Origin of the sequence: Bradyrhizobium sp. Mp27 (assembly GCF_029953005.1) — a bacterium.
In the GTDB taxonomy this organism is placed as follows: domain Bacteria; phylum Pseudomonadota; class Alphaproteobacteria; order Rhizobiales; family Xanthobacteraceae; genus Bradyrhizobium; species Bradyrhizobium barranii.
Genome location: NZ_JASAUS010000036.1, coordinates 1 through 19,899 on the forward strand (window position 1 = coordinate 1; position 19,899 = coordinate 19,899).

The following is a 19,899-nucleotide window of genomic DNA, read 5'->3' on the forward strand; positions in this document are numbered from 1 at the left end:
TACGCCCTCCCGACGCAACGACAAAACCGTAAAGCCCCGCGTTCAGCATAACCCGGCAGGAATCCACTTAAATCCAGCGGGGCGCTGTCCAAACAACCGGGGCCAGCTCTTAGCAATTGCTATGACGGTGCGCGATTTGCTCGGCGAGAACCGGGATCTTTCGATGCTCGACGTCGCGCTGGCGCTACGGGATGCGCGTCGGCGCACAATCGCAAGAGGCGACCGCAGGCGGCCAAAGTGGCACGATGATCGGATGACGTGACGGGTCGCTACGATTAATCGTCGCGCCTCGCATCCGCATCAATCGGAGCTTTCCACCGGATCGTTCACGTGTTGATGCGCGCTCCGTCCTCGAACGTTTCGAGGGTGACGGATAGCGTCTGTTCGCGGGTCCAGCGCTTAGCCTGTTCGTGTGCTGGATCGAGGTGATCGAAAGGACCTTGGCGCTCTTCGGACCCGTCCTGATGCCGACGCACGGCGTAGTAGCGGTGGGGGACCTTTGGGAACCTGCTCATGACATCGCTCCCTGATTGTAAGACTTCCGATAGCCCCGCAGTGAGTGTAGCGCCATTTCAACCGTCTCTCAACAGGTGACACTTGGTCGCGGACGACCGAGCAAGGCTCGGCGCGTTCCACACGGGTCGTTCGCGCAGAACCGCAGGCGGCTGGCGGCAGTGCGGGCGGCCGACGCTGCGGCGATGATCGGGTGAGCAGCGCGGCGGGAACTCCCCACCCGTAAAATTCCCAGGATCGAGGAAAAACGTTCCGTACTGTTCGCGGCCACATCGCTGTGCTTCAATACCTTCTGAAAAGTGGCGCCGGAGACGGTCATGGACCAGCCGGATGCTGCCGCCTCGCGGCGCGCCAGCGCAGGGAGCGAGTCATGGCTTACCGACTCCTGACCGGCAAACCACACCGTGCGGGCATGAACGCGCCGCTCCTAACCCAGCGCGAAAAACGGTTACTGCGGCGACTTGCCGCCGGAAAGACGAATAGGCAGATCGCTTGGCGGATGGGCGGGACCATCGAGCAAATCTCCGAGCAGCGTGTTCGTCTGCTCGACAAACTTAATATCAATTCTCAGGCCGAGATTGTTGAAGCAGCCGAGCGATTGGCGAAATGGTCCACGTACCGGGGCATGAGTTGAGTCCGAGTTGCGACGTTGCCCGCGCCGGAGCTCTGGCACAAACTGCATAGACAGCCGGTCGTGGCCGGAGCACCTTAATACCCGGTAAGCGTGTATCCGGGGGATTACCATGATCGGCTTGACCCCCTTTGACATCGTCGTGCTCGCGGTGGGCACGTTGGTGCTGGCCGCCAGGTCGGCGGCACGGCAAACGAATAAGGCCGACAGCCGAGACGACCTCGCTGCTTCTCGATCAACGCCAGAATACGGCTGCTATGACAATGACCACCGGCAGAAGGCCCAAAGCAACCACCATTGCGGTGAACAAGCGATCCTGTTGCATGATACCGCGTCCTTGAAACGGCGCGAGCACCACGAAACTCACAGTCGCCGGTAGGAACCGAGGATTGGACGGCGATGCGCAAATCTACGCCGAGCCGCTCCGCACGTCTGCCCGATTGGTTACTTTAGGAATAGGCACGCGCTGCCGCCAACATGGATCGATCTGCGCGCTCACCGGCGACCAACGCGGTATGGTGCCGCAAAGGCTTTGCTGTTTTGCGGCACCGTGCCGCAAATTGTGAACGTCCCAGATTTTGGCGCGGTTGCGAGCGAGGTCGGCGCCCGATCGCGCCAGGTTCGTGCCGGTTCGAGGCGGGTCTTTTGCCGAATAAATCTCAAAAAATGAGTGCGAAAAACTCACGGCGCGGTTCCCCGGTGAGAGGGCTGGATTTTTTTGAATCCCGCCCCTGGCTCACTCGGCAATGAGCACAGGGACGGCCGACGCAGCCGAGTTGTTCTTGTTGAGCAGTTCGCGACGCACCTTCATTCTCTCACATATCACCGACCAGAGTTCGGTCTCTTCGAGGATGTGCCGTACGAGTTCGAGTTCGGCGGCGATGTCGACAAGCGCCGTGCGGGCCTGGGGGCCGAGGTATTCCAGGTCACTGTCGATCAGCCACAACGCGAATTCGCGATCAGTTGGAAATTGCTTCCTTGCCTCCGCGATGGCCGAGGCAAGCCCGAGCGCGCTCTCGATCCATTCTCGCTTCCCACGCTCGGCGAATTCAAAGGCGGCGCGAATAGGATGTTCGGCCTGCGGCGCAGTCGGCGCTGCGGTAGCCTTGACCGCCTCCGTCCTCGCCTTCACCGGCTTGTGGACCTGTTGCTTGCGGCCCTTACTATCCTCGACGGTCGAGACGTGCGGAATTTCCGCACGCTGCTCCAACTCGCGGCGCACGTTGCCGACCGTCTTGTCGTCGACCTTGATCTGCTTCGCGATGGACCGGTTCGACTTCTCCGGCTGCGCGGAAAGCACCTTGGCAATCAGCTCGCGCTTCTGTTCGCCGGTGAGTGGCGGCGATGGATGTTGGCACTCAATGCGTAGCGATACGGATCATCCGTAAAAGCGGCCCGTCGTGCTTCGTCGCCAACCTTCACAAACAGAAATTCTGACTCTGGCGGATACCCAGCAATCGTTATCGACAGGCCGACCACTTCGGCGGCGTCCAGCCGATTGCGGCCATCGACCAAGGACCAATGCCCATCGCGAGTCCTGGTGACCGCAATGTCCACCCTCATGCCGTTTTGCCTGATGTCCTCGCCGAGCGCCTTGAGTTCGTCCGGCGACATCATCGGAAACAGGTCGGCGGCCGGATGCACCTTGATCACGTCGCGCCAGGATTTCGGTTGGTTGCTCATACCCACGTCCTCCACTTTGACTTCCTGTTGCTGGATTTGCGCGGTTGCTCCGGTCATGGCGACGTTTCCGCGGCCGGCTTCGCGTCGCGCACCACCACATGCAGCCAGACGGCTCCCGGCGCGCAGGCCAGGATTTGGCTCTCGAAATTGTTGGCGATGTAGCTCGCCAGGAACTGGCTCTTAGCGGCAAGGGTGACGCGGTCGGCGGTTTGCTCGACAAGCTCGGCCTTGCCGTCGCCGAACCAACTCTCGAACTTGGCGTCGCCGATCCGTTGCCGCAGCCGCTCGCCAAGCTCGCCGAGCCCGCTTTGCCCGTTGAGCCCCGCGCCGAGCGCGGCATCCGCGCGCTGGCGAGGTGCGGGGCTGCTCTCGGTGTCAATCGTGTGGGAAGGGGAAACAAGGGGACTAAGGGAACTATGTACGAATGGCGGGTCGCCTTTTTGGACTACAGGGTCGCCTTGCTCGGTCGCTGTTTCATCAAAGGCGACCGTAGGGTCGTCTTCTAAAGGCGACTGTAGGGTCGCCCTCCCGAGCACGCTGTAGGTGGACTTTCGGATCGGGACCAAATAGCCGAACCACACTAAGCGATCACGGCTGCGCTGAACGGCGCGCACCGAAGCTTCTTTGCCGTGCGCTTGAGCAAGGTCCTTTTGGAGCTCGTGAACGACGCCGCCTCTCGCGAGCTTCACCATCAGCCCGAGGAGCCGGTAATCAAAATCTGTGAGCCTCGGATCTACCGCCGCCCGATCTACATTCGCGAATTTGCGGGCGTTGATCTCCCTCCGAGTCATTGTCATTTCGCGGCGCCCTCATTGCTGGCGGATGCGCGAGCAGCGCCGGCGAACAGCGGCCAAGCAGTGGCGAACTCGGTGTCGCGTCTGGACATTAGTGGCCTCCTTGGGAGGAAGGCCGGCCTTGCGCAATTCGGTGCGGGTCCGTATTTTCCCGACATCATCAGTGTCTTGGAAATACGAGGCGGCCGCCCGCTTCTGCGAGGCGGCCGTTCTATTTCGCTGCGGTGCTCTCGCAGCCGCGCCGCCACGCCTCGGATGCCTCGATGCTGATCAATGTGCGCCGACCAACCTTCATCACGTTCGGTCCCCGACCGATCCGCGCCAGGCGGTAATAGGTCATCTGCGAGATGCGGTAGGCCTCGCAGAATTCGGCGATCGAATAGGCGGTGCGCTCCACCTTGGGCTTTGGACGTCTCATGGCGTGGCCTCACAAAAGGAAACCGTCGCCAGTTTATGCGGCGCATGTCACCGGTGACTAACGACAACTAACTTGAATGCGTCGTTTCGGTTTGGCAAGGCTGCGCCACGCGAAAAAAATCGTCAGCGCCAAGTGCTTGATCTGTCTGTGCCTGCCAGTAGCAATTGCTACCGGCACATCACCGGCGCCGTCACCGCGCCAGCGCCACGACGTTGCCGGCTGGTGAGTCGTGGTGGTGCAACAGCGCGGCGCGCGAGAGGTCGTCACCGTGCTCAGCGATGAAGCGGCTGTAGTGCTTTTCGATCATCGCGACGCTGGTGTTGTGCAGCGACGCCACCAGCCTGATCGGTATGTTCTTCAACAGCATCCGAACAATCGAGCTGTGCCGCAGCGCATACATCGTCACCTCGGCAGGATCGAGCCCGATCGTCTTGACGATCCTGTCCACTTGGCGATGACAATTCTGGCCTGGGTTCTTGTCCCACGGGCGGCCGTCGCTCTGCATGAGCAGCGGCGCGTCGCCGGCGCGGCCCTTGGCTGCCGCCCGCAGCTTGGTGGCGAGTTCGAGCGTGATCGGGACCGGATAGCGTTCGGTTCTTTTCTGCGCACGGTTTCTGCCGCCGCCCTTCGCCGACCTCGGCATCATCAACCGCGGGCGCGCCGGATGATTGTGCAAATCCTCGACCAGCAATCGCACGGCTTGGCTCGGCCGCGCGCCGGTCACCGCCAGCACGTCGATCAACACCCCGAACTTGTCATCAAGATCGTAGCTGGCGGCGACGAAGGCGCGAACGTGATCATCGGAGAGGATGACATTGCGAACCTCAGTCGCATCGGGGAGCCCGGCGAGCCCAACCTCCCAGGCGTCGCGCTTGATGCGCAAATCGTGCTGCGCCGCTAACGCCAGCGCAGCGCATACACAGCGGCTCAACCGATTAATGGTGGCCGGCGCGATCTTGCCGAGCAGGTCGTCGCGCCATTTTTTCAGCTCATGCGCGGTGAGCAGCGCCACCGGCTTCGACAACAGCGCGGGCGTGAGATGCAGGCGCGGCCAGTCGGCGTTGTAGGGATTGCTTTGACGCGCGGTCAGGTCGGCCCGGTAGTTCTTGAGCGCACCATCGAGGCTGATAGGTGCGAAGCCCGTTGCCGTGGTTTCGGTGTCGGCTTCGCCGCGCGCCAGCTTGCGCGCCTGTGTGAGCGCCTGATCGTAGGAAAACACGCTCTTGTTGTCGGCCGGTTCGAGGTCGTCGGCGATGCCGAACTTTTTCAGCCAGCCCGACGCGCTGCCGTCGGCAAAACGCACCGACCAGGTGCCGAACCCGCTTTCATTGCGCCGGTAGCCGAGCGCGATGTGCGGCGCGACGCGGACGAAATATGGTTGCTTGCGCGCGGCGAGCCTGGCGCGGGCGGTCGGGGTTTCCAATGCGAGCTTGCGGGGTTTCGCCACGGCGGTGCGGTGTCCTGTGTCGAGCCGGTGTCAAAAAAAGCTGAGGATACGTCTGAATAGCGCCTGATAGCGCAGGGTAGATAAGTCCATAAGCCTCAAGGGGTTACCGCGAAGCATATCCCAAACGTGCACTATCTACAACTCGCAAAATCCCCCTGCGCAGGGAAGGCCGAGTGTTTGGCACCACCTGTATGCTGCTGTGCGGTTTCCTTGCGCACCATCTTCGCGCAGCGGACCGCGGGTGCGAGGTCAGCACCCGGCCTTCCCTGCGCCCTCTTGGCTTCGAGGGTGGAGAGATCAGGCAAAGCTCGGGCGAGATGCGCCGCGAGGATGCGAAGGCGTGTCTGCAGCACTCGCTGTCGTCGCCCGGCTTTGACCGGGCGATCCAGCATTCCAGAGACGGCTGTGATTGAGCCGAGAGGCCGCGGCGTACTGGATTCCCCGCTTCCGCGGGGAATGACAGTGGTATTTGGAAGACGACGCCGATGCCTCACACTCCGTCATTGCGAGCGCAGCGAAGCAATCCAGAGCCTTTCCGCGGAGGGATTCTGGATTGCTGCGCTCGCAATGACGATGCGGAGAGAGCGTGCCCTCCATCCATCCCCATTCACAACTCCGTGCCTTGATTCGGGAACAATCATTCCCTATTATTCGGCAATGCAAAAAGCCGCGCGCCGTCCCCAGCCTGCCGCCCGTCCGCCCGGCCGTCCCCGGGAATTCGACATGGACATCGCGCTCGACCGCGCCGTACGCGTATTTTGCGAGCGGGGCTATCACGCCACCTCGATCGGCGATCTGACCGCCGCGATGCGGCTTGCCACCGGCAGCGTCTACAAGGCGTTTCGCGACAAGCAGGCCGTGTTCCTGGCCGCTTTCGAGCGCTATGCCGCGGTGCGCCGGGAGCAGACCCGCAGCGCGGCCGCGCGCGGCGCCAACGGTCGCGAGCGACTGCGCCATATGTTGCTGTCCTATGTCGAGCACTCCCAGGGGATCGAGGGCCGTCGCGGCTGCATCGTGGTCGGCGGCGCGGTCGAGCTCGCCGCGCTCGATCCGGATGTCCGTGCCCGCGTCAACGCCCAGCTCGAGACCAACGAGGCCTTCATCGCCGGTCTCATTCGCGAAGGCCAGGCCGATGGCTCGATTCCCGCCCATGTTGCGACCGACGACACCGCGCGGCTGATGATCTGCATCACGCAGGGAATGCGTGTCGTCGGCAAGGCGCGCCTGCCGCTCGACGGCGAGCGCCTGGTCGGCGTCGCGATGAAACTGCTCGCCTGAATTCATATCATATTAGGGAATGATCATTCCCGATATCTGGAGTCTGCTGGAATGACGATGAATGCCACGATCGAGACCGCACCCGGGCCGGATGCGGTGTCGCAGCGACTGACCTTCGTGCTTGCCGCGGCCTGTGGCATGGTCGCCGCCAACATCTACTACGCCCAGCCGCTGATCGCCCCGATAAGCGCCGCGCCCGGCCTCTCGCATGCGGCGGCCGGACTGATCGTCACCATGACGCAGATCGGCTACGGCGTGGGGCTTCTCTTCATCGTGCCGCTCGGCGACCTCGTCGAGAACCGCGCGCTGATCTGCTCCGTTATCACGCTCGGCGCGGCTTCGCTGCTGGCCGCCGCGTTCGCCACCCACGCGCTGCCGTTCCTGATCGCCGCGCTGTTCATCGGCCTCGGCTCGGTCGCCGTGCAGATCATCATTCCCTACGCGGCACACCTTGCGCCGGAAGCCATTCGCGGCCGCGTCGTCGGCAATGTCTCGACCGGATTGATGCTGGGCATCATGCTGGCGCGACCGGTGTCGAGCTTTGTCACGGCAGCGCTGTCATGGCACGCGGTGTTCTTCATTTCCGCCGCGCTGATGATCGTGCTCGCGGCGGCGCTGTGGACGACGCTGCCCAAGCGCAAGCCGATCGCGCGCATGCATTACGGCACGCTGCTGACGTCGATGCCGCATCTGGCCAGGACCACGCCGCTGCTCCGGCGCCGCGCGCTCTATCAGGCGAGCCTGTTCGGTGCCTTCACCCTTTTCTGGACGGTGGCGCCACTCCAGCTCGCCAGCGAATTCGGCTTCTCCCAGCGCGGCATCGCGCTGTTCGCGCTCGCCGGCGTCGCCGGCGTGTTCGCCGCCCCGATCGCGGGACGGCTCGCCGATCGCGGCCATAGCCGCATCGCGACGCTGGTCGCCATGCTGCTCGCGGCCGCCGGCTTCCTAATGACCTATATCGGTGCGGCCGGCTCGATGCCGAACCTCGCTTGCCTGGTCGTGGCCGCGATCGCCATCGATATCGGTGTCCAGGGTAACGTCGTGCTGGGCTTCCGCGCCATCTTCGCGCTCGGGCATGAGCACCGCAGCCGTCTCAACGGCCTCTATATGGCGACGTTCTTCGCCGCCGGAGCTGCCGGCTCTGCGGTCGGCGCCTGGGCCTTCGCGCAAGGCGGCTGGACGCTGGCGTCGGCCATTGGCCTTGCTCTGCCCGTCGCGGGCTTGCTCTATGCGGCGACGGAATAGCGGTACGATCCTGCCCGCGGCCGTTTACCAAGCCCTGGATACGCCGCCCGGCACCCTGCGATTTCCGTCTCGCGGTTTCGCTGCGGCTGTAGTACTTCGGTCGCAAGCGAGCCCGGTTAACGGGCGGCAGGGGGAGGCTGATGAGGCGTGCGGGACTGGTTGGCGTACCGCGGGTACGGCCATGGTCGTGGCAGGCGTTTCTGCTCGGATTTATCGTCGTCGCCGTGTCGGCCGCGCTTCAGGGCGTCTGCGTCGCGCTCGGCGCAAAGCTCTATTTCGCGGCGTTCCTGCCCAGCCTGTTCGTGCTCGGAATCGTCGCGGGCGCGCCGGCGGCGGTGTTCGCCGCGCTGCTCACCGTTCCGCTGGTGTGGTGGGCGTTCATCCCGCCATTCTTCCAGTTCATGCCGCTCTCCAGCGCGGGCGCGGATTCCATCAACCTGTTCTGCCTGCTCGCGGTGCTCTTGATCGGCCTTGCCGATCTCTGCCGCGAGACGATGGCAATGATCAGCCGCGGCGGGCTGAAGCCCTCGGGCGAGAGCACGGCAACGAATTCGCAATAAATCCGCTTCGTGCGGAAGCGGCGCGTTGCGCCGGCGCAACAGTCCGGCAACCATCCGCGAGCTTGGTGCGCGCCGCTAACTTTTCGAAAAAGATTTGGACGCAATTTCTCCCCCGGGAATGACGAGGGAGTTTTTGAACATGAACGGTCACGCCATCTTTGAGAACGTGCGCCGCTATCGCGGCATCGCATCGCTCTATCGCCAGACCGCTGCATTCCGCCCGGGCCAGAGCTGGTCGCTTCTGGAGCAGGCGAGCGAGTGGGAAGCGCGGGCGCTGTCGGAGCTGGAAGCCTATTTCGCCGCGCGCGCGGATTACGCCGCCGTCCAGCGCGCTGCCTGATCGTTAACCATCACAGGTATTCGTATCGATGACGAACGGCGCGAACGACACGCGATGGGACGCAGACGTTCGCGCCATAGCCGTCAGAACCGGTAGCTCGCCTGAACCCTCACGGTGCGGCCCTGGCCGGGCGAGATGTTGTTATTGCCGTCGGCGGACGCCCAATAGCCGCGGTTGAAGATGTTCTCGACCGTGAGCTGCGCCCGCCAGTTGGCGTCGATCGTGGCGTAGACGCCGGCATCGAAGCGCACGAAGCTCGGCAGTCTCACCGTGTCATCCGACGATGCAAAGGAATCGCCGAAATAGATGATGCCGAGCGCGGCCGCCCACATCGGCGTGAACTGGTACTTGTTCCACCAGGCGAACTGATTGTACGGCACGAGCTGCACGCGATTGCCCGGCACAACGGTCGCCGACGTCGCGCTGGTGATCTTCGCATCGGTATAGGCATAGCCGAGCACGGACTGCCATTGCTCGGTGACGTAGCCGACGAGGCTCGCCTCGAAGCCGCGCGTCAGCGTGCTGCCGGAGGGCAGGAAGAAGCCGGGATTGTTGCCGTCCGCGATCGGCTGGTTGGTGCGGTTGAGATTGTAGATCGCGGTCGAGAACAGCAGCCTCGGATTGATGTTCCACTTCATCCCGACCTCGGTGTTCTCGAATTTCTGCGGCTGGAGGATCAGCGTGCCGTCGTTGAGCGAGGAGAACTGGTCGCCGGAGGCGGGCAGGTACGAGATGCTGTAGGCGGTGTAGACCGACATGGTGTCCATCGGCTTGACGAGCAGGGCCGCTTGCGGCGAGACCAGATTGTCGGTGCGATTGCGGTTGAGGTTGGTGTTCATGTCGAGCGCCGACATCTCGAAGCGGTCGAACCGCGTGCCCACGATGAGCTGGAGCGCGCGCGAGAACTCGATGGTGTCGCGCAAGTAACCGGACTCGACGTTCAGCGCATATTTGCTGTTCGAATCCGGTGTCGTGACGCCGTCGGTGTTGGTACCGGTGAAGTGGTGGACGAAGTTGACCGGACCGAAATAGGTCGGTGCGAACGGGTTCTGCACGATGGTGTTGGTGCCGTTCGGGAAGACGCCGGTGTTGCGGATGTCGACGCCGGTCTGGCGGCCGAACTCGGTGCCGAAGCCCACGGTGTGCGCGATCGGACCGGTCCAGCCCTTGTAGGTGAAATCGGTCTGGTTGAAGAAATTGTCGCGGTTGGTGGTGTGCTGATAGGCGCCGAGATTGACTGCGGTGTCGGCCGGATTGACGGCACCGGCGAGCGGCCCGCCCGTCGGATAGACGTTCTGGTAGAACTTCTGGTAGTCGGCCGCCATCGTGCCGTTGCGCACCGATAGTCCGTTCTGGAAATCGTGCTCGATGATCGCCATGCCGGTCTGCACGGTCGCCTGCGCGGTGTTGAGGCTGGGGCTGCCGAAGAAGGTCTGAAGATTGCCATTCGGCGCGAACGGTGTCGTCGGATTGAATCGCGTGGCGCCGCCGGGAAGGCCCCGCGAGGGATTGCCGCGATCGGCGGTGCGGCCGTCGTGGTAATATTCGTAGGACAGCTTGATCTTGGTGAAATCGTCGGGCTTCAGCGTAACGGTCGGGTTGATGCCGTAGCGTTCGAGATGGTTGAAGTCGCGGAACGCATCGCTGCCCTCGTAGAACACGTTCAGCCGGGCGGCGACGTTCTCATTGATGGCTTGTCCTGCATCGAGCGTGACGCGCCGGTCGCCCCACGAGCCCGTCTGCCCCGTCGCCTGGTAGATGCGGGTGCCGTCGGCCTCCTTGAGGGTGCGGTTGAGCACGCCGCCGCCGGCGCCGCGGCCGAAGGTCAGGGCGCTCGGGCCCTTCAGCACCTCGATGCTTTGCGCGTTGTACAGGTCGCGGAAATATTGCACGTCGTCACGAAAGCCGTTGACGAAGAAGTTGGCGCTGGAATCGACGCCGCGGATGACGAGCTCGTCACGATTGCCCTCGCCCTGGTGGACGGCGACGCTCGGGACGTAGCGCGTGACATCGGTCAAGCCCTGATAATTCTGGTCGCGGATCTGCTGCTGGGTGATGACGGAAAGCGATTGCGGGATGTTGACGATGGTCGTGTTCGACTTGGTGGCGACGGAGGTGCTGTTGGCGAAATAGCCGACGGTCCCGGTGCGCGCGTCCTGCGATGGCATGAAGGGCTGCCGCGCGGCGGTCGTCTCCGGTCGCCGTGCCGTTTGCGTTCGGCGCGTCCGTGCGCCGCTCGACCGGCGCGCGGCCGAAGCGGGATTGGTACGGCGCTGCGCTTCCGGTGCGGTCACGGTGACGGATGGAATCGTCACGCCTTGTGCGGGCGTGGATTGCGCAAAGGCCTGCGGACTGGCGAAGAACGCAGCTGACGTCATCAGCGCGGTCAACACGCCTCCGATACCCGAAAAATTGCGCTTGGACGTGTAGCTTGCGGCAGACAAAAGCTCTCCCGCGGCGGCGATGTGGCTCATCGCGCCCTCCCTGACTCTTTCAAAACTCGCCCGGATTCCCCATTGCACGGCCGGATGCGGGGCAAGGAGCATCCGTGCACGCGAAGTCACTGTGTGCATGAACAAAGTGATCGTGCGGCCATTCCGCGCAGGATGATTTGAATCGTTCGAAACTTGTCGGGTTCCAGGCGATCACATGTTTCGGCGCGCCGGCAGGGCCCGTGGCGACTACGGAGTTATCTCGGCGCCCGCGTGTGCTAGCACCGGACCGATCGAGATCTCCTACGTCGGCCGGGGCCAGCGATGACCACCTTCAACCGCTTCTTCACGACGGAGCGTCTGCTCCAGATCATCGTCATTCTGGCGGCAACGGTTGCGATGAAGCTGATGGGCTGAGCCTCTAGCGGGCTATTGCCCGCCGAACTCGGGCACGTCGGGCAAATAGTTCGAGCCCTCGGAGCCCAGGAAATCGAACATCGCCTGCGCCGGTGGCAGCAACACCTTGTCGCTGCGGCGGATCACGTACCATTGCCGGACGATCGGCAAACCGGCGACATCAAGCACGATGAGGCGGCCTTCCGCGAGCTCATGCGCCACCGTGTGGGCCGAGATGAAGGCGATGCCGAGCCCGGCGATGACGGCCTGCTTGATGGTCTCGTTGCTGCTCATCTCCATGCCGATGATCGGCTCGAGATCCGATCTCTGGAACATGCCTTCCATCAGCGTGCGCGTCCCTGACCCCGGCTCGCGGGTGAGGAAGGTCTCGTGCACGAGGTCGGTCAGGTTGAGGCCGGAATCCTTCCCCAGCCAGTGCCCCTTGCGTGCGACGATGATGTGTGGATTGCGCCCGAGCTGACGCACGTCGACGCTGACGTCGGCCGGTGGCCGACCCATCACGGCGAAATCGAGATCGTAGCCGTGCATGGCCTCGCGGATCTCCTCGCGATTGCCGATCGTGAGCTTGATCTCGATCTTCGGATGCCGCTTCGAGAACGCCGCGATCGCATGCGGCACGAAGTATTTCGCGGTCGAGACCGCGCCGAGATGCACCGTGCCGCCGGTCCGTCCAGCGAGCAGATCGAGCGCGCCCTGGCAGTCCATGATCGCGGCCTCGACGCGTTCGGCGAGCGCCAGCACCTCCTTGCCTGCCTCCGTCAGCAGCATGCCGTCACCGGTCCGCTGCACCAGCGGCAGGCCGGCGAGGTCCTGAAGCTGCCGGAGCTGCTGGGTGACGGCTGGTTGGGTCAGGCCGAGCTGGCTCGAGGCCGCGGTGACGCTGCCCTTCGCCGAGAGCGCCGCAAGCGAGCGGAGTTGCCGGATCGTCAGATGCCGGAGCTGGGCCGCTGCGTGGCCGGGGCCATTATAAGAAAATTCTTTGGCGCTCATTATGAATAGAAATTTTCCTTATTAAGTTGCCCCTGTCAATCTCCTCGTGTTGGGACCGACCGCACCGACCTCCAGCGGGGAGGGAACTGGATGCGGCGCCCGCAAGGGGATGGACGCAGATGACCGGGCAACTCAGGTTGGACGACCACCTTCAACGGTATTCCGAGACGGCGTCGCATGCGCTGGCCGTGGCAGCCGCAGTCGACGCCATCGCGGCGGCGGCGATCGAGATCGCCGACCTCATCGCCACCGGCGATTTCGCGGACGCATCGGGCCTGACCACCGGCCGCAACAGCGACGGCGATCTCCAGCGCGACCTCGACCTCCAGGCCGATGCGATCCTGCGCCGCTGTCTCAGCAGGCTGCCCATCGCGGCGCTCGCGTCGGAGGAGATGCGCGAGCCGCAAATCGGTGACCGCGAGGCAAAAATCTGCGTCGCGATCGATCCGCTCGACGGCTCCTCCAACATCGACATCAACATGACCGTCGGCACGATCTTCTCGATCCTGCCTGCCCCGGATGACCTGGCTCTCGCCTTCCATCAGCGCGGCTCGGCGCAGCTTGCTGCGGGGTTCGTCACCTACGGGCCGCAGACCTCACTGGTGCTGACGCTCGGCGACGGCGTCGACATCTTCACGCTCGACCGTAAGGCGGGCTGCTTCCGCCTCGCGCGCAGCGCCGTGCAGATCTCCGAGACGTGCGAAGAATTCGCGATCAATGCGTCGAACCGCCGCCACTGGGATTCGCCGGTCCGCGCCTTCGTCGACGAATGCCTTGCCGGCGTCGAAGGGCCCGCCAACCACAATTTCAACATGCGCTGGATCGGCTCGCTGGTCGCGGAGGCCTACCGCATCCTCACCCGCGGCGGCGTGTTCCTCTATCCCTCGGACGCGCGCCCCGGCTATGGCGACGGCCGCCTGCGCCTCACCTACGAGGCGCACCCGATGGCCATGATCATCGAACAGGCCGGCGGCTCCGCCACGACCGGGCGCGAGCGCATCCTCGAGCTATCGGCGCAGAGCCTGCACCAGCGCGTGCCGCTGATCATGGGCTCGAGCAACGAGGTGCGGCGCGTCGAGGAACTGCATTGCGATCCGCTGCTGGTCGCCAGCATCTCCGCACCGCTGTTCGCGCGGCGCGGCTTCTTCCGGCTGTGAGCGAGGCGACCCATGTCCAGGAAGCATCCGATCATCTCCATCACCGGCTCCTCCGGCGCCGGCACCACCTCGGTCAAGAAGACGTTCGAACAGATCTTCTTCCGCGAGAAGGTCAACGCCGTCTACATCGAGGGCGACGCCTTCCATCGCTATGATCGTGCCGAGATGCGCACGCAGATGGCGAAGGAAGCCGAACGCGGCAACAAGCATTTCAGCCATTTCAGCCCCGAGACCAACCTGTTCGAGGAGCTGGAGCGTGCCTTCCGCGACTATGGCGAGACCGGCAGCGCGACGACGCGGCACTATGTCCACGATGCCGAGGAGTCCGCACTGCACGGCGCGGCGCCCGGGACCTTCACCGAATGGGAGCGGCTGCCGGAAAGCTCGGACCTGTTGTTCTACGAGGGTCTGCACGGCGCCGTCGTCACCGACAAGGTCAATGTCGCGCGCTACGCCGATCTCAAGATCGGCGTCGTGCCGGTCATCAATCTCGAATGGATCCAGAAGCTACACCGCGACCGCAGCGCCCGCGGCTATTCGACCGAGGCCGTCACCGACACCATCCTGCGGCGGATGCCCGACTACATCCACTACATCTGCCCGCAATTCACCGAGACCGACATCAACTTCCAGCGCGTGCCGACGGTGGACACCTCCAATCCGTTCATCGCGCGCTGGATCCCGACGCCGGACGAATCGATGGTCGTGATCCGCTTCAAGAATCCGCGCGGCATCGACTTTCCCTATCTGCTGTCGATGCTTCCCCACAGCTGGATGTCCCGCGCGAACTCCATCGTGTGTCCCGGCGCGAAGCTCGATCTGGCGATGCAGCTGATCCTGACGCCGCTGATCATGCAGCTGATCGAGCGCAAGCGAAATCTGAAGTGAACAGGGAGAGAATCCGATGAACATCTCCGTCCACGCCGAAGCCGACATCACGGCAGTCACACACAACGATCTCGCCAATGCCGTCCGCTTCCTCGCCGTCGACGCCATCGAGATCTCGCAGTCCGGCCATCCCGGCCTGCCCATGGGCATGGCCGACGTCGCAACCGTGCTGTTCTCGCGGTTCCTCAAGTTCGACTCCGCGCACCCGAACTGGCCGGATCGCGACCGCTTCGTGCTGTCGGCGGGGCACGGTTCGATGCTGCTCTATGCGCTGCTGCATCTCACCGGCGGCGATGTCAGCCTGGACGACATCAAGGCGTTCCGGCAGTGGGGCTCGAAGACGCCGGGCCATCCGGAATACGGCCACACGCCGGGTGTCGAGACCACGACCGGCCCGCTGGGGCAGGGGATCGCGACCGCGGTCGGCATGGCGCTCGCCGAGCGCATGGCCAATGCACGGCACGGCGACGGCCTGGTCGATCACTTCACCTATGTGATCGCGGGCGACGGCTGCCTGATGGAAGGCATCAGCCAGGAGGCGATCTCGCTCGCCGGTCATCTCCAGCTCGGCCGGCTGATCGTGCTGTTCGACGACAACGGCATCTCCATCGACGGGCCGACGTCGCTTGCCACTTCCGATGATCAGCTCGCGCGCTTTGCGGCCTCCGGCTGGTCGGTCCGCCGTGTCGACGGCCATGACCCCGAAGCGGTCGCGCAGGCGATTGCCGAAGAGCGTGAGAGCACAAAACCGTCGCTGATCGCCTGCCGCACCATCATCGGCTATGGCGCGCCGGACCGTCAGGGCACCGAGAAGGCGCATGGCGCGCCGCTCGGCTCTGAGCAGACGGCGGCGGCGCGGCGGACGCTCGGCTGGGACTATCAGCCTTTCGTGGTCCCGATCCCGATCCACAAGGCATGGCGGATGATCGGACAGCGCGGGCAGGTCGAGCGTCTTGCCTGGCTCGACCGCTACGAATGCGCGACGGCCGCGCAGCGCGAGCTGTTCATCGAGGGCAAGGCCGTTGCCCTGCCGGAGGCCTATGCCCAGGCCTCGGCGAAATTGCGGGAGCGCTTTGCCAGCGAGCGTCCGAAGCTGGCGACGCGGCAAGCGTCGCAACAGGTGCTCGACGGCATCGCCGGGACAATTCCCGGACTGGTCGGCGGCTCGGCGGACCTGACGCATTCGAACCTCACGCATGCCAAAGCGCAGACTCCCGTGACGCGTGGGGCGTTCGCGGGCGGCTACATCCACTACGGCATCCGCGAGCACGGCATGGCCGCCGCGATGAATGGCCTCGCGTTGCACGGCGGATTCATCCCCTATGGCGGTACCTTTCTCGCCTTCTCCGACTACAGCCGGCCGGCGATCCGTCTTGCGGCGTTGATGCGGCTGCGCGTCATCCATGTGATGACCCACGACTCCATCGGTCTTGGCGAGGACGGTCCCACGCATCAGCCCGTCGAGCATCTCGCGGCGCTGCGCGTCATCCCGAATCTTCTGGTGTTCCGCCCCGCCGACGCGGTCGAGACGCTGGAAGCCTGGGACTGCGCGCTCGAGGCCGAAGATCGCCCCTCCGTGCTGTGTCTGTCGCGTCAGGCGCTGCCGACATTCCGCAGCGACGTGCGCGGCAGGAACCGTGTCGCGCGCGGCGCCTACCTCATCGTCTCACCGGACGGCGGTCGCGACGTCACGTTGATGGCGACCGGCTCCGAAGTCTCGATCGCGCTGGAGGCCGCCCGCCTGCTCGCGACGGAACATATCCGCGCCGCCGTGGTCTCCGCGCCATGCTTCGCGCTGTTCGAGGAGCAGCCGGAGGACTACCGCGCCTGCGTGCTCGGCACCGCCCCGCGCGTCGGCATCGAGGCCGCAGTCGCCGGCGATTGGCATCGCTGGATCGGCACTGACGGCGAGTTCGTCGGCATGCGCGGCTTCGGCGCCTCTGCGCCGGCGCCCGTGCTCTACCGCGAATTCGGCATCACGCCGCAAAGCGTTGCCGAAGCCGCCCGGCGGGTGACCACCCGCGCCGGCAAGCCATAACAGGAGGAACTTTCGTGGCCCGTATCACCCTTCGTCAGCTGCTCGATCACGCCGCCAACCACGGCTACGCGGTGCCGGCGTTCAACATCAACAACATGGAGCAGGGTATTGCGATCATGCAGGCCGCGGCCGAAGTCGATGCGCCCGTGATCATCCAGGCCTCGCGCGGCGCGCGCAGCTATGCCGGCGATCTCATGCTCTCGCACATGATCGACGCGCTGGAGCGGACCTATCCTGACATTCCGCTCTGCATGCACCAGGACCACGGCAATGACGAGGCGACCTGCGCCTCCGCCATCGCCCACGGCTTCACCTCGGTCATGATGGACGGCTCGCTCAAGGCCGACGCCAAGACCGCCGCCGATTACGACTACAATGTCGACATCACCCGCCGCGTCGTCGATCTCGCGCATTGGGTGGGCGCCTCCGTCGAAGGCGAGCTCGGCGTGCTCGGCTCGCTCGAACATGGCGGCGGCGAGCAGGAGGACGGCCACGGCGTCGAGGGCAAGGTCAGCCACGACCAGCTCCTCACCGATCCCGACCAGGCCGTCGACTTCGTCCGCGCCACCAAGGTCGATGCGCTCGCGATCGCGATGGGTACGTCCCACGGCGCCTACAAGTTCAGCCGCAAGCCTGATGGCGACATCCTCGCGATGCGGGTGGTCGAGGAGATTCATCGCCGCCTGCCGAACACGCATCTCGTGATGCACGGCTCCTCTTCGGTGCCGCAGCCGCTCCAGGACATGTTCAACCAGTTCGGCGGCGAGATGCCGCAGACCTGGGGCGTGCCGGTGGAGGAGATCGTCCGCGGCATCAAGAGCGGAGTACGAAAGGTCAACATCGACACCGATTGTCGCCTGGCGATGACCGCAGTGTTCCGCAAGGTCGCCGCGCAAACGCGCTCCGAGTTCGATCCGCGCAAATTCCTCAAACCTGCGATGGACGCGATGCGCGAGCTGTGCCGCGACCGCTTCGAGCAGTTCGGCACCGCAGGCCATGCCAGCAAGATCAAGGTCATTCCGATGAGCGAGATGGCGCGGCGGTACCGCGCCGGCGAATTGGATCCGCGCATCGGTGCCCGCGAGTCCGTTGCGGCCTAATCATTCAGAGAGAGAAGAGCAGGAGAGAGCCATGAATGCACATGCAGGAACCGTCCGCGGCAAAGAGCGCTATCGATCGGGCACGATGGAATACGCGCGCATGGGCTATTGGGAGCCCGATTACACGCCGAAGGACACCGACGTCATCGCGCTGTTCCGCGTGACGCCGCAGGAGGGCGTGGACCCCATCGAGGCGTCAGCGGCGGTTGCCGGCGAATCCTCGACCGCGACCTGGACGGTGGTGTGGACCGATCGCCTCACCGCAGCGGAGAAGTATCGCGCAAAGTGCTACCGCGTCGATCCGGTGCCCGGCACGCCGGGCTCGTATTTCGCCTACATCGCCTACGACCTCGACCTGTTCGAGCCCGGCTCGATCGCCAACCTGTCGGCCTCGATCATCGGCAACGTGTTCGGCTTCAAGCCGCTGAAGGCGCTGCGTCTGGAGGACATGCGCTTCCCGGTCGCCTATGTGAAGACGTTCCAGGGGCCCGCGACCGGCATCGTGGTCGAGCGCGAGCGGCTCGACAAGTTCGGCCGGCCGTTGCTGGGCGCAACGGTGAAGCCGAAGCTCGGCTTGTCCGGGCGCAACTATGGCCGCGTGGTTTACGAGGCGCTCAAGGGCGGGCTCGACTTCACCAAGGACGACGAGAACATCAACTCGCAGCCCTTCATGCATTGGCGCGACCGCTTCCTCTATTGCATGGAGGCGGTGAATCGCGCGCAGGCGGCGTCCGGCGAGGTGAAGGGTACTTACCTGAACGTCACTGCGGCGACGATGGAGGACATGTACGAGCGCGCGGAGTTCGCAAAAGAGCTCGGGTCGTGCATCGTCATGATCGATCTCGTGATTGGCTACACCGCGATCCAGTCGATGGCGAAATGGGCGCGGCGCAACGACATGATCCTGCATCTGCATCGCGCCGGTCACTCGACCTATACGCGGCAGAAGAGCCACGGCGTGTCGTTCCGCGTCATCGCGAAGTGGATGCGGCTCGCCGGCGTCGACCACATCCATGCCGGCACGGTGGTCGGCAAGCTCGAGGGCGATCCCAATACCACGCGCGGCTATTACGATGTCTGCCGCGAAGACTTCAACCCGACCAAGCTCGAGCATGGCCTGTTCTTCGACCAGTCCTGGGCGAGCCTGAACAAGATGATGCCGGTCGCCTCCGGCGGCATCCATGCCGGCCAGATGCACCAGCTGCTCGATCTCCTTGGCGAGGACGTCGTGCTGCAATTCGGCGGCGGCACCATCGGTCATCCCATGGGCATTGCGGCTGGCGCGATCGCCAACCGCGTGGCGCTCGAAGCGATGATCCTCGCCCGCAACGAGGGGCGCGACTACGTCCATGAAGGTCCGGAGATCCTGGCCAGGGCGGCAGAGACCTGCACGCCACTGAAGGCTGCGCTCGAGGTCTGGAAGGACGTCACCTTCAACTATGAATCCACCGACACGCCGGACTTCGTGCCGACCGCGCTGGAAACCGTTTGAGGAGTTTTGACATGAAACTGACCCAAGGCTGCTTCTCGTTCCTGCCTGATCTGACCGACGACCAGATTTATAAGCAGGTGCAGTATTGCCTGACCAATGGCTGGGCGGTGAATATCGAGTTCACTGACGATCCGCATCCCCGCAGCACCTATTGGGAGATGTGGGGCCTGCCGATGTTCGACCTCCAGGACGCCGCCGGCGTGATGATGGAGCTCGCCGAGTGCCGCAGGGTTTACGGCGACCGCTACATCCGCATCAGTGGATTCGACTCCTGCCATGGCTGGGAATCGGTGCGGATCTCGTTCCTCGTCAACCGTCCGCCGCAGGAAGCCGAGTTCGAGCTGGTGCGGCAGGAGGTGGGCGGACGTGCGATCCGCTACACCACCGTGCGCCGGCCGGCCGCGCACGCGTCGACCTAGTCACTCCTCCCCGCGCGGAGCACTCCCTGCTCCGTTTCCTTGGCGGACCACTGCTTC

The 19,899-nt window shown here is 64.3% G+C and carries 23 protein-coding genes; 14 read left to right on the forward strand and 9 right to left on the reverse strand.

Features of this window, described 5'->3' with window-relative positions:
* Positions 1–262: hypothetical protein (locus QJT78_RS19540; RefSeq protein ID WP_281460279.1), on the forward strand; the 262-nt coding region annotated here is incomplete at its 5' end.
* A 64-nt stretch (positions 263–326) separates the two neighbouring features.
* Here the strand turns inward: QJT78_RS19540 and QJT78_RS19545 are convergent.
* Positions 327–515, reverse strand: coding sequence for a hypothetical protein (locus tag QJT78_RS19545; RefSeq protein WP_038944446.1), 189 nt, complete (start codon positions 513–515; stop codon positions 327–329).
* A 368-nt stretch (positions 516–883) separates the two neighbouring features.
* Here QJT78_RS19545 and QJT78_RS19550 point away from each other — a divergent pair, with 368 nt between their 5' ends.
* Positions 884–1,147 (forward strand): LuxR C-terminal-related transcriptional regulator, encoded by a 264-nt coding sequence (locus QJT78_RS19550; RefSeq protein ID WP_038944447.1) that lies wholly within the window; start codon positions 884–886, stop codon positions 1,145–1,147.
* Between the two features lie 109 nt (positions 1,148–1,256).
* The gene (locus QJT78_RS19555; protein ID WP_038944448.1) at positions 1,257–1,523 is read left to right on the forward strand and encodes a hypothetical protein; all 267 of its coding nucleotides are present in this window, start codon (positions 1,257–1,259) and stop codon (positions 1,521–1,523) included.
* A 30-nt stretch (positions 1,524–1,553) separates the two neighbouring features.
* Here the strand turns inward: QJT78_RS19555 and QJT78_RS19560 are convergent, their stop codons facing one another.
* From QJT78_RS19560 to QJT78_RS19585, 6 genes are all read right to left on the reverse strand, one after another.
* Positions 1,554–1,829: a hypothetical protein gene (locus QJT78_RS19560; protein ID WP_157790248.1), complete on the reverse strand. Its 276-nt coding sequence runs from the start codon at positions 1,827–1,829 to the stop codon at positions 1,554–1,556.
* A 51-nt stretch (positions 1,830–1,880) separates the two neighbouring features.
* Positions 1,881–2,444, reverse strand: coding sequence for a hypothetical protein (locus tag QJT78_RS19565; RefSeq protein WP_038944450.1), 564 nt, complete (start codon positions 2,442–2,444; stop codon positions 1,881–1,883).
* An 8-nt stretch (positions 2,445–2,452) separates the two neighbouring features.
* Positions 2,453–2,884, reverse strand: a complete 432-nt coding sequence (locus QJT78_RS19570; protein WP_080586725.1) for a ParB N-terminal domain-containing protein — start codon at positions 2,882–2,884, stop codon at positions 2,453–2,455.
* Entirely contained in the window at positions 2,881–3,618 is a 738-nt protein-coding gene (locus tag QJT78_RS19575) for a DnaA N-terminal domain-containing protein (protein ID WP_038944452.1), read from the reverse strand. Before QJT78_RS19575 ends, QJT78_RS19570 begins: the two co-directional genes overlap by 4 nt.
* A gap of 214 nt (positions 3,619–3,832) precedes the next feature.
* A complete protein-coding gene (locus tag QJT78_RS19580; RefSeq protein ID WP_038944453.1) occupies positions 3,833–4,039 on the reverse strand; it encodes a hypothetical protein in 207 nt (68 codons plus the stop codon).
* A gap of 190 nt (positions 4,040–4,229) precedes the next feature.
* The gene (locus QJT78_RS19585; protein ID WP_038944455.1) at positions 4,230–5,486 is read right to left on the reverse strand and encodes a tyrosine-type recombinase/integrase; all 1,257 of its coding nucleotides are present in this window, start codon (positions 5,484–5,486) and stop codon (positions 4,230–4,232) included.
* Positions 5,487–5,659: 173 nt separating this feature from the next.
* Between QJT78_RS19585 and QJT78_RS19590 the strand changes: the two genes are divergently transcribed.
* The 5 genes from QJT78_RS19590 (at position 5,660) to QJT78_RS19610 (ending at position 8,909) form a co-directional block, all read left to right on the forward strand.
* Positions 5,660–5,899 carry a hypothetical protein gene (locus tag QJT78_RS19590; RefSeq protein WP_162137156.1) on the forward strand — a complete coding sequence of 80 codons (240 nt, stop codon included), beginning with the start codon at positions 5,660–5,662 and terminating at the stop codon, positions 5,897–5,899.
* Between the two features lie 310 nt (positions 5,900–6,209).
* Entirely contained in the window at positions 6,210–6,764 is a 555-nt protein-coding gene (locus QJT78_RS19595; protein ID WP_028148259.1) for a TetR/AcrR family transcriptional regulator, read from the forward strand.
* A gap of 51 nt (positions 6,765–6,815) precedes the next feature.
* A complete protein-coding gene (locus tag QJT78_RS19600; protein WP_038944457.1) occupies positions 6,816–8,009 on the forward strand; it encodes an MFS transporter in 1,194 nt (397 codons plus the stop codon).
* A 140-nt stretch (positions 8,010–8,149) separates the two neighbouring features.
* Complete coding sequence (locus tag QJT78_RS19605) at positions 8,150–8,569, forward strand: hypothetical protein (protein WP_028148257.1); 420 nt, start codon at positions 8,150–8,152, stop codon at positions 8,567–8,569.
* A gap of 133 nt (positions 8,570–8,702) precedes the next feature.
* Positions 8,703–8,909, forward strand: coding sequence for a hypothetical protein (locus QJT78_RS19610; RefSeq protein WP_028148256.1), 207 nt, complete (start codon positions 8,703–8,705; stop codon positions 8,907–8,909).
* Positions 8,910–8,992: 83 nt separating this feature from the next.
* Here QJT78_RS19610 and QJT78_RS19615 read toward each other — a convergent pair whose 3' ends face one another.
* Positions 8,993–11,383: a TonB-dependent siderophore receptor gene (locus QJT78_RS19615; protein WP_028148255.1), complete on the reverse strand. Its 2,391-nt coding sequence runs from the start codon at positions 11,381–11,383 to the stop codon at positions 8,993–8,995.
* 387 nt (positions 11,384–11,770) lie between these two features.
* Positions 11,771–12,748: a LysR family transcriptional regulator gene (locus tag QJT78_RS19620; RefSeq protein WP_028148254.1), complete on the reverse strand. Its 978-nt coding sequence runs from the start codon at positions 12,746–12,748 to the stop codon at positions 11,771–11,773.
* 119 nt (positions 12,749–12,867) lie between these two features.
* Here QJT78_RS19620 and QJT78_RS19625 point away from each other — a divergent pair, with 119 nt between their 5' ends.
* The 6 genes from QJT78_RS19625 to QJT78_RS19650 are packed head-to-tail and all read left to right on the forward strand — an operon-like array spanning position 12,868 to position 19,842.
* Positions 12,868–13,905 (forward strand): class 1 fructose-bisphosphatase, encoded by a 1,038-nt coding sequence (locus QJT78_RS19625; protein WP_028148253.1) that lies wholly within the window; start codon positions 12,868–12,870, stop codon positions 13,903–13,905.
* A gap of 12 nt (positions 13,906–13,917) precedes the next feature.
* The gene (locus tag QJT78_RS19630; RefSeq protein ID WP_028148252.1) at positions 13,918–14,793 is read left to right on the forward strand and encodes a phosphoribulokinase; all 876 of its coding nucleotides are present in this window, start codon (positions 13,918–13,920) and stop codon (positions 14,791–14,793) included.
* A 16-nt stretch (positions 14,794–14,809) separates the two neighbouring features.
* On the forward strand, positions 14,810–16,831 hold the full coding sequence (gene tkt / locus QJT78_RS19635; RefSeq protein WP_028148251.1) for a transketolase: 2,022 nt from the start codon (positions 14,810–14,812) through the stop codon (positions 16,829–16,831).
* A gap of 14 nt (positions 16,832–16,845) precedes the next feature.
* Positions 16,846–17,931: a class II fructose-bisphosphate aldolase gene (fba, locus tag QJT78_RS19640; RefSeq protein ID WP_028148250.1), complete on the forward strand. Its 1,086-nt coding sequence runs from the start codon at positions 16,846–16,848 to the stop codon at positions 17,929–17,931.
* 31 nt (positions 17,932–17,962) lie between these two features.
* Entirely contained in the window at positions 17,963–19,423 is a 1,461-nt protein-coding gene (locus QJT78_RS19645; protein ID WP_028148249.1) for a form I ribulose bisphosphate carboxylase large subunit, read from the forward strand.
* An 11-nt stretch (positions 19,424–19,434) separates the two neighbouring features.
* Entirely contained in the window at positions 19,435–19,842 is a 408-nt protein-coding gene (locus QJT78_RS19650; RefSeq protein WP_028148248.1) for a ribulose bisphosphate carboxylase small subunit, read from the forward strand.
* The last annotated feature ends 57 nt before the right edge of the window (positions 19,843–19,899 follow it).